This window comes from Acinetobacter sp. OYA S30 (assembly GCF_033599315.1).
Taxonomy (GTDB): domain Bacteria; phylum Pseudomonadota; class Gammaproteobacteria; order Pseudomonadales; family Moraxellaceae; genus Acinetobacter; species Acinetobacter baumannii.
On record NZ_JAWVAV010000070.1, the window covers coordinates 1 to 8,479 of the forward strand.

An 8,479-nucleotide genomic window follows, 5' to 3' on the forward strand; every position below is an offset into this window, starting at 1 on the left:
TGAGTTGCCAATCATGAGCATAATTATTTTATTCTAAAAACAGCATGAGTGGTAAAGATGAAAAACGAAAAACAGGCTAAATGGGTGGCAGACAGAGTGCAATATATCCGTGGTTTAAAAGCACCGAATGAGCAACAACGCTTATTGGTGATTTTGCACGATAAAGCGGATAAAACTGCCCAAGAAATAAAGACGCTCTCATTGTTAATTCAGGCGGAGCGGGCAGCAGAAAAAGCACAGGAAGCCCGCGCGAAAGTGATGAATCTTATTCAGGCAGAGAAGCGGGCAGAAGCCAAAGCCGCCCGTAAAGCGCGTGACCATGCCCTTTATCAATCGGCGGGATTACTCATTATGGCAGGGTTAGTGGACAGTCAAACGGGTAAACCGGTGGATGACCCCGCGAAACTACTGGGTGCATTAGCCAGCTTGCATGAATTACCTCGTGAGAATCCCAAATGAGCAGAATGGAAAATAAAAGGGCAAGCATTACTCAATCAGAAAAAGGAAGATTAGGGCACAGTGTTAATACCTCTAAAACGCCACAGGAAGTCCTTGGTGAGGTTTTATTGGCTCGATAATAGATTTCATCGCCTAATACTGAAAACGCAGCACAGAAGCGCATACAACTCCTTCCTGATTGAGCCGTGAGCGTAGCGAACCCAATGACACGGAAAAAACAGCGGCGCAGTGGCTGGATGGTCGGAGACAAAAGAGAGGGACAGCGAGTTGCCCGAGCATAGCGAGGGAGCTACCGAGGTGTTTTAGATTTGTCTTGAAAAGGAGCAAACGTTGTTTGCGACATCCTTTTAACTACGGCAAATCGACGGCAATTTTCTGAGTTATCCACAGGGCTGGGATCTATTCTTTTTTATCTTTTATTCTTTCTTTATTCTAGTATTTTTATTTTATTGATTTTAAACACAAAAAAAACAGAAAGGTACAGTAAAAATCGGAATTGGTACAGTAAAAATCGGATAAGCAGCGCAAAAGGTACAGTAAAAATCGAACGATCCACAGAAAAACCGAAAAGGTACAGTTGAAAAAAAGCACGGAACCTTTATTGTAAGTGCAGCGATTTATAACCCTTCACCGAGGTTGCTATGTCTGAATTAGTTGTTTTCAAAGCAAATGAATTAGCAGTAAGCCGTTATGACCTTACTGAGCATGAAACCAAATTGATTTTGTGTGGTGTGGCGTTACTCAATCCAACAATTGATGATCCTAATGAAGATCAACGAACGGTTGCATTTACTTATCAGCAATACGCACAAATGATGGGTTTATCAAATGATAATGCTTATCAGAGATTAAAAAACATAACTCGAGAATTGATGACTCGCACCATTGAAATAATCTATCCAACAGGACCTATATCTGAGCGAATATTTCAGTGGGTAAATTACGCGGAGTTTAATAGGGATAAGCAAGCGGTAAAACTTAGATTTAGTAAGGAAATAGTGCCATATTTATTTCAATTGAAAAGATTTATTAAATATAACCTAGAGCACGTAAAAGCCTTTGAAAACAAGTATTCCATGCGCGTCTATGAATGGTTATTAAAGGAATTAACTCAACGTAAAACCAATAAAGCTAACATTGAAATAAGCCTTAAAGAATTCAAGTTTATGTTGATGCTAGAAAAAAATTATCCTGAATTTAAAAAATTCAATCATTGGGTTTTAAAACCAATAGCCAAAGACTTGAACGCTTACAGCAATATGACGTTAGTTATTGAAAAGCGAGGCCGCCCTGCTGACACGCTGATCTTTCAGGTTGAACTGGATAAACAAATAGACCTTGTGACGGAGCTGGAAAAAGATCCAGTATCAAAAAAAGAAGATAAGGCAATCCGTTTAACGCCTGAAGATCGTCTTCATGAGGGGCTAAAAACAACATTGCATGATGCTTTAACTGCAAAAATTCAGCTGACTAGTTTTGAAGCAAAATTCCTGAGCGATATGCAAAGCAAGTACGATCTCAACGGCTCATTTACATGGCTGACTCAAAAACAACGAACCACGCTAGAGAAAATATTGGCAAAATACAGACGGCTCTGAGGTATTCATGGCACAGGTATCAATCAGTGAAGCAGCTAGGCTTATAGGTAAAAGTAGAACAACACTACACCGTTATATATCAACAGGAAAATTGTCCACATGTACAGATGAACACGGGGCAAAAAAACTAGATACATCAGAGTTATTGCGCGTATTTGGTGCATTCAAACATGTTCACCAATCACACAGTGACAATGTAACAACTGAACAGCATGTAACACCCCAAAGAACAACTGACACAGATAAAACATCTCAATTGGAACAAGAGATTGAACACTTAAGACAACTAGTTACTGCGCAGCAATCACACATAGATAGCTTAAAACAAGCCATGTTGTTAATTGAATCCAAGCTACCGCCAACACCGGAACCCATTGCACCAGTACCAGCCAAAAAATCGTGGCAATTCTGGAAAAAATAGCCGGTTGGCGTCATTTTTACCGCGAAACCGAAACCGCTATTTTGATAACAAAAGAGCAACATCAATAATGGTGTTTTTTACGGTAGAAAAGAAGTGTTTTTAACCCGTTGATGGCATTTTTTGATTGAGTGCCTAAGCGGGTGTGCGCTTAAGCATCATTATGTTAAATGGAGTCGAAATTTTTGGAATATAAAAAATTCTACTACCTAAATAAATAAAACATTAGAAATGTAAATTATTTGCCATAAATATTTTTTATAGCTTAGATACTTGACCCTAACGTAACGTTAGCCTCTAGCATAAGACACGCCTAAGGAATAAAGGAGTCAAAAGATGTTATTACAAGTCGGTGAACTGGCTAAGCGGACAGGGTTAACTATTCGCACCCTTCATCACTATGATGATATCGGTTTACTTCAGCCTTCGGCCCGCTCCGACGCCGGTTACCGACTTTACAGCCGTCAAGATATTACTCGCTTATACCAAATTCAGGCATTGCGAGGGCTTGGAATGACATTGGCAGAAATTGGCGCGGTTCTTAATAGTCCAAACTTGGCACTCGCCCCATTAATTGATCGGCAGATTCAGGCAATCGATCAGATGATCATTAAGCAGACTCAACTGCGCTATCGTTTGAGCAGTCTCAAAAATCAACTGATGAATGGTGAAGAGCTGGAACTGGACAATTGGCTAAAAACACTGGAGCTTATGTCTATGTACGAACAATATTTTACAAAAGAGGAACTTGCAGATCTGACTTTTTTACAGGCAGACAGTAAACAACAAAAAGAATGGGAAGCGCTTGTCGTCGAAGCGAATGCACTCTTTAAGGCCGGAGAATCTTCTAGTAGTGAAACTGCCCAAAACCTGGCTTCACGCTGGATGCTGACTCTCGAACAGAATACGGCTGCTAATCCTGAATGGTTGGTTAAATTGAATAGCATGCATTCAGCTGAATCGGCATTTCAGGAAAAATTGGGTGTGCATCCGGAAGTGGTTGAGTTTCTACTTGAAGCATTTGCCGAGAGTAAGCTGAACGTTTTTGCACGTTATTTATCCGAGCAGGAATTTGCTTTTATGAAGCAAAATTATGCACGTGAGATGAAAAATTGGCCCCAGTTATTGATCGGATTGGAGAAGGCCATTCATGCTGGGATTGAACCTGACAGTGAACAAGCAAAATGTTTAGCACAGCAATGGCTCTCCATGTTGCAAGGTTACGCAGGCAAAAATCCGGCGACACATGCGAAGATTCGCAATGCCATGCAAAATGAACCAAGTCTTGCCGAGGGAACCTGGCTCAAACCTACCACTTTGCAATTTTTAGAAAAAGCAGTATCAGCTTTAATGCGTTGTGCTTAGTACATGCTTACCTCTATTCAAATAATCAAAGTAGTATGGCTACCCCATAATTTGGGGTGGTCATTAAATTCATGATTTTAAAATATTTTATATGGAGTAAGTAGAGTAAATGGTATTCTCACAAACTTATCCAACTAGAGTATATAAGTTGGTTATTTTCGATTTTGATGGAACCTTAGCAGATTCCTTTCCTTTCTTTGTTTCAACTATAAATCATCTAGCTGACATGCATTCTTTCAAGAAGATTTATTTAGATGAGGTTGAATCTTTTAGGGAAATATCTTCCCGAGAGATAATGAAAAATCTTGGGATACCAGTATGGAAACTACCTGCGATTACTCAGAGTTTTATAAAACTTATGAAGGTAAATTCTTCAAAGATTCCTCTATTTGATCATACAGATGAAATGCTTGCACACCTTAATGAACATGGAATTACAGTAGGATTAGTTTCTTCAAATGGATACGAAAATGTGACCAGTGTTCTTGGTTCAAGCTGCCGATACTTTAGTTACTTTGAATGCGGTGCATCTTTTTTTGGAAAAGCATCTAGGTTAAAGCAGCTTTTAAAAAAAGCAGACTTTAAACCATCAGAAACTATCTATATTGGTGATCAGATTACCGATTATGAAGCAGCTAGAACGGTAGGAATTGCTTTCGGTGCAGTTTTATGGGGTTACAGTTCAGAAAAACTTTTAAAGAAACTGTCACCTGATGAGATATTTGAAAATGTGTCTGCCATAAAGAGGATTACTGTCAGCAAAAAATAACCCTACTAAATTATGCTTATAAGCAGAGAATCGCCATTCTAGATACCAGAGGTAAATTATGCTTTCTTTAAAGATAACTACACATATTGATATTAATGCGACACCGGAATAAGTTTGGCAGGTACTGACTGACTTTAAATCGTATGAGAGTTGGAATCCCTTTATCCGTAAAGTTGAAGGAAAGTTAAACATAGGTGAAAAACTAAAGATTAGGATTCATCCAACTAAGAAAAAAGCAATGGAATTTAAGCCTACACTATTGGGGGTCAGTTTGGAGATCGGAAAATCTTGTACGTTTAGCACACTATTTAACCAAATTAACCCGTAAGGGATTGATTTAGTGCTAGTGGCTATCGCTTTTAAATTAGCGCGTATTCCGTATCGCATTTAGGTTATCCGATTAGACAAAATCCACGGAAAACGCCGTATAGCGCAGAAGTACACCTCATTGAGATAGGTGAAGCCTGTTCAAAAAACAGGCTTACCGTACAATAATTTTCTATATCCAAACTGACCCCTATATCAGCATCATTGACACCTTTCAGGAACTGCGTAACAGATGGTATTATAGTAGTAAATACACTTTTTTATTTTTATGGTGATTCCTTTGATTAGTGGTTCATGTTTGTGTGGCTCAGTGAAATTTACGATAAAAAATCAGCCCGAGAAATTTTATAGATGTCACTGTTCACTATGCCGAAGGCAATCTGGAGTTGGTCATAATTTAGCCACCATAGTGAAAATTGAAGATTTTGATTGGCAAACTTCGAGTAGTTTCATTTCCTCGTGGAAAAAGGAAAGCGGATATCGAAATGACTTTTGTAATTCATGTGGTTCGACAGTTCCAAACGCTTTGAGAGATCAGCCCTTTGTATGGCTACCACTTGGATTGCTTGATGATGATATTTCCGCTGACTGCTGTGGTGATTTTTGCACCGATGATTCGATGATGTGGGATTGTGTACGCTCAGCGAATAGTAATAAGAGTGCGGTAAATAGCCTGTTCGATTTATTGCTCATGTTGAATGTTGTACAGGCTAATTTTGAGTAAGGAGTGAGTACGCCTTAGAGGCGCGTTTTTACTAGCTCTTGAAGCTTTGATGCGTGACTGGCCCATTATGGTAAATATGATTATTTTTATTAAAATTTAATCGATCAAAACTTAATAAAAATATCAGAATCAACGTTTTATCGCGGTATGAAAGAGCTTATTAAAAAAGATTTTATCGCTGAAACCACAATCCAAAACTGCTATTTTTTAAATCCTGATTATATCTTCAATGGTGATCGTTTATCATTTGTAAAATCCTTCATTTTAAAAGAAGGACCTAGAAAAATTAACGGGAGAAATAAAAGTGAATAAAAATAATAGTTTATTTGATTATTTACTAGACAATTGGGCTTTGCCATTAAAAACTGTATCTTTTTGGGTCATTAGTTTATTCTTAATAACGTTGAGAGACGAAATAAGAAACAACACCTCTTTTAATGACATTATAGGATTTGATGTCACTAATTATATACTGTTTATATTAATATTAATTACATACCTGTTTTCAAATTATATTGATAATTTCATATTGTCATTTTTAAAAAGAAATAAACCTGAAATTATTGATGATAAAGAATGGAAGAAAGAAATAGAAAATCAAAAAAAATATTAGAATCAGATCCTTGGAAAGGAAAATCAATTCCAATAAATACCTCAAGGATAATAGTCTTTATGTTAATATTAATCCCAGCAGTGGTTATATTTGGATTAATTACCGCATTTATATAGCCTGACTTTTAAACATCAATATCACTGCGAAGCGCTTCAATTTGAAGTTCGGCACGTTGTTGTAAACTTGTCATCTGTTAATTCCTGCTTTTCATTCGTTATAATTCGTTTATGGGTTGCGCAATGTCCACTACCGTTGAAACATCATCCGTCAAACCCTAGGGCTAAATGAGATCATCAGACTGGTCGGGATTAAGTTCTTTGCCAACAGTCAGATGGACGCATTCGTGACGACTTGCACGGGAAAACGGCGTGTTCAGCGCCGTTTTTTTATTGTTTGATAATCAGATAGGTGTCTTTTTTATCACCATATGACTGCCTTGTATCCACTTTCACACAAGGTTTTCCGTCACACGTGGAGATATCAGCCAGCGGGGCTTTCTGCTGCCAGACAGCTTCCATGCGCTGCATTTTTGCAATTCGCTCATAACCGCTGTCAATAAAATAAACCATCCCCCAGAGACAGCCCCCCATGACAGCAACCATTGTCAGGGCGATATAAATCGCGGATTTCCACGTATAACGTGACATTTCACGTCGCATTGCACTCACGGATTCATTAGCTGCTGTAACCACCTGATTCAGCGCATTGACGGCGGGTTTCTGCTGCGCCAATCCCGTTTGTTTGAGTTCTTTTTCAACCTGAGTTAAGGCTGCATTCACCGATTGCCTGATCGTGTCGGTCATCTTACCGGAGGCACTGTCCAATTCATGGATCACCTGAGCCAACTGTGCTGTTTGGCGGCTTAATTTAGCGGATTCCGCCTGAAATTCTTCAATCAACGCCGCCACACGCTTTTCCTGCGCTTGCTGATGCCCAATCAGCGCGGCAATTTTTTTAATCTCATCGTTCATATCTAATCCTGTCTATCGGGAAAATGACCAGCCTTTATCCGGCTTTTGTCGTTTCTGCTCGGCGAGTCGCTGCCGTTCTTTTTCCTGCTGGCGTTGCTTCTCAGCCAGTCGCTCACGCTCCTGCTGCCTGACCAGTTCCTGATGAATATTCTGAAACTCTGCCATCGAGTCATTAATCAAGGATTGAAGGTCAATCTCTTCTTGTATCTCACTCAAGGCATCATTGACCAATGGTGTTAGTTTTTCAGACTCTTTTTCAAAATCAAACGCTTTGTCTGAAGTCGCTTTCGACTGAGGTTCTGACGTCTGCTCGTGTTTCAGTGTCAGATTATCACGCTCGCTGAGGGCTTCCCGTAGAGTGGTGGTAACATCAATCACGCTATTACATTCATCACGACAGTGCTGAGCCTGTCGCTCCGCTTCTCTGCGCTCTATCACTGCGTGTAACTGCGCGGGTTCAAACTGCCTGACCTGTCCTGCGCCAAAATGTCGCTCCGGCTCACGCTCAATCCCCTGTGCTTTCAGCGAACGCGCATCAACGCGGTCGATATGCTGATACCGTTCAAGATGCTTATTCTGTAAGTCAGCCCAGCGTTCCCGCTGGGCGATAAGGTATGCCTTGCGTTCGGTCGGAGTTTCACCGAAGCGCACCTTTTTTGCGCCGCCGCGCTCAGGCTCTTTACTGTTCGCCCGTTTAAAATACTGCTGCGGGTCACGCTCGATACCGTCATTAAGCCGTTCAGAAAACATAATATGCGCGTGCGGTTGTTCGCCGCCTTCAATCGCCGCTCTGGGGTTATGAATGGCAAATTGATAAGCGTGCCGGTCGCCAATTTCCTGTTGAACAAAATCGCGAACCAGTTCAAGGCGCTGTGTCGGTGTCAGTTCACGCGGCAGAGCAATTTCAATTTCGCGGTAGGTACTGCCGTTGGCACGTTCAAACGTGTCAGCGGCTTTCCAAAATTCGGACGGTTTATGCGCTGCCCAAGCGGGCATATTGCCGGACTCTTGATGCTCAAGGTCGTTGTCTTTTTCACGGGCATATTTTCCCTCACGCGCAATATAATCGGCATGGGAAGCGGCTTTGCCTTTCCCGCCAGTTTTAACGCTGAGATGATAAGATGCCATGCTGTTTTCGCCCGCTGCAAGCGCGCACCGTTTCTGAACAAAGTGAAGAAACGTCTAAGTGCGCCCTATCAATAAAAGGATGATAGGGATTGTAGTGTAATTTGACC

Annotated in this window: 10 protein-coding genes; 8 read left to right on the plus strand and 2 right to left on the minus strand. The window is 40.5% G+C overall.

Annotated elements, in window-relative coordinates; genetic code table 11:
* Window positions 1-84: 84 nt before the first annotated feature.
* The 8 genes from R5R67_RS18460 (at window position 85) to R5R67_RS18495 (ending at window position 6,273) form a co-directional block, all read left to right on the plus strand.
* On the plus strand, window positions 85-459 hold the full coding sequence (locus R5R67_RS18460) for a conjugal transfer protein TraD (RefSeq protein ID WP_318755119.1): 375 nt from the start codon (window positions 85-87) through the stop codon (window positions 457-459).
* 641 nt (window positions 460-1,100) lie between these two features.
* Entirely contained in the window at window positions 1,101-2,057 is a 957-nt protein-coding gene (locus R5R67_RS18465) for a replication initiation protein (RefSeq protein ID WP_318755120.1), read from the plus strand.
* A gap of 7 nt (window positions 2,058-2,064) precedes the next feature.
* Window positions 2,065-2,478, plus strand: a complete 414-nt coding sequence (locus tag R5R67_RS18470; protein WP_076914846.1) for a hypothetical protein — start codon at window positions 2,065-2,067, stop codon at window positions 2,476-2,478.
* A gap of 333 nt (window positions 2,479-2,811) precedes the next feature.
* Complete coding sequence (locus R5R67_RS18475) at window positions 2,812-3,840, plus strand: MerR family transcriptional regulator (protein ID WP_044111719.1); 1,029 nt, start codon at window positions 2,812-2,814, stop codon at window positions 3,838-3,840.
* A 109-nt stretch (window positions 3,841-3,949) separates the two neighbouring features.
* Window positions 3,950-4,609 carry an HAD-IA family hydrolase gene (locus tag R5R67_RS18480; protein WP_044111716.1) on the plus strand — a complete coding sequence of 220 codons (660 nt, stop codon included), beginning with the start codon at window positions 3,950-3,952 and terminating at the stop codon, window positions 4,607-4,609.
* Window positions 4,610-5,204: 595 nt separating this feature from the next.
* Window positions 5,205-5,660: a GFA family protein gene (locus tag R5R67_RS18485; protein WP_228677541.1), complete on the plus strand. Its 456-nt coding sequence runs from the start codon at window positions 5,205-5,207 to the stop codon at window positions 5,658-5,660.
* A 147-nt stretch (window positions 5,661-5,807) separates the two neighbouring features.
* Window positions 5,808-5,972 (plus strand): replication protein, encoded by a 165-nt coding sequence (locus R5R67_RS18490; RefSeq protein ID WP_076914847.1) that lies wholly within the window; start codon window positions 5,808-5,810, stop codon window positions 5,970-5,972.
* Window positions 5,965-6,273: a hypothetical protein gene (locus tag R5R67_RS18495; RefSeq protein ID WP_076914848.1), complete on the plus strand. Its 309-nt coding sequence runs from the start codon at window positions 5,965-5,967 to the stop codon at window positions 6,271-6,273. Before R5R67_RS18490 ends, R5R67_RS18495 begins: the two co-directional genes overlap by 8 nt.
* Window positions 6,274-6,659: 386 nt before the next feature.
* Here the strand turns inward: R5R67_RS18495 and R5R67_RS18500 are convergent, their stop codons facing one another.
* Together R5R67_RS18500 and R5R67_RS18505 are read right to left on the minus strand one after the other, a co-directional pair.
* Window positions 6,660-7,244, minus strand: a complete 585-nt coding sequence (locus tag R5R67_RS18500) for a tRNA modification GTPase (RefSeq protein WP_076914849.1) — start codon at window positions 7,242-7,244, stop codon at window positions 6,660-6,662.
* A 12-nt stretch (window positions 7,245-7,256) separates the two neighbouring features.
* Window positions 7,257-8,372 (minus strand): MobA/MobL family protein, encoded by a 1,116-nt coding sequence (locus tag R5R67_RS18505; RefSeq protein WP_076914850.1) that lies wholly within the window; start codon window positions 8,370-8,372, stop codon window positions 7,257-7,259.
* Between the last annotated feature and the right edge of the window lie 107 nt (window positions 8,373-8,479).

Coding starts and splice junctions, on each gene's coding strand:
- R5R67_RS18475 (WP_044111719.1), top strand. CDS start 2,812: ATGTTATTACAAGTCGGTGAACTGGCTAAGCGGACAGGGTTAACTATT.
- R5R67_RS18470 (WP_076914846.1), top strand. CDS start 2,065: ATGGCACAGGTATCAATCAGTGAAGCAGCTAGGCTTATAGGTAAAAGT.
- R5R67_RS18505 (WP_076914850.1), bottom strand. CDS start 8,372: ATGGCATCTTATCATCTCAGCGTTAAAACTGGCGGGAAAGGCAAAGCC.
- R5R67_RS18490 (WP_076914847.1), top strand. CDS start 5,808: ATGAAAGAGCTTATTAAAAAAGATTTTATCGCTGAAACCACAATCCAA.
- R5R67_RS18465 (WP_318755120.1), top strand. CDS start 1,101: ATGTCTGAATTAGTTGTTTTCAAAGCAAATGAATTAGCAGTAAGCCGT.
- R5R67_RS18500 (WP_076914849.1), bottom strand. CDS start 7,244: ATGAACGATGAGATTAAAAAAATTGCCGCGCTGATTGGGCATCAGCAA.
- R5R67_RS18485 (WP_228677541.1), top strand. CDS start 5,205: ATGGTGATTCCTTTGATTAGTGGTTCATGTTTGTGTGGCTCAGTGAAA.
- R5R67_RS18480 (WP_044111716.1), top strand. CDS start 3,950: ATGGTATTCTCACAAACTTATCCAACTAGAGTATATAAGTTGGTTATT.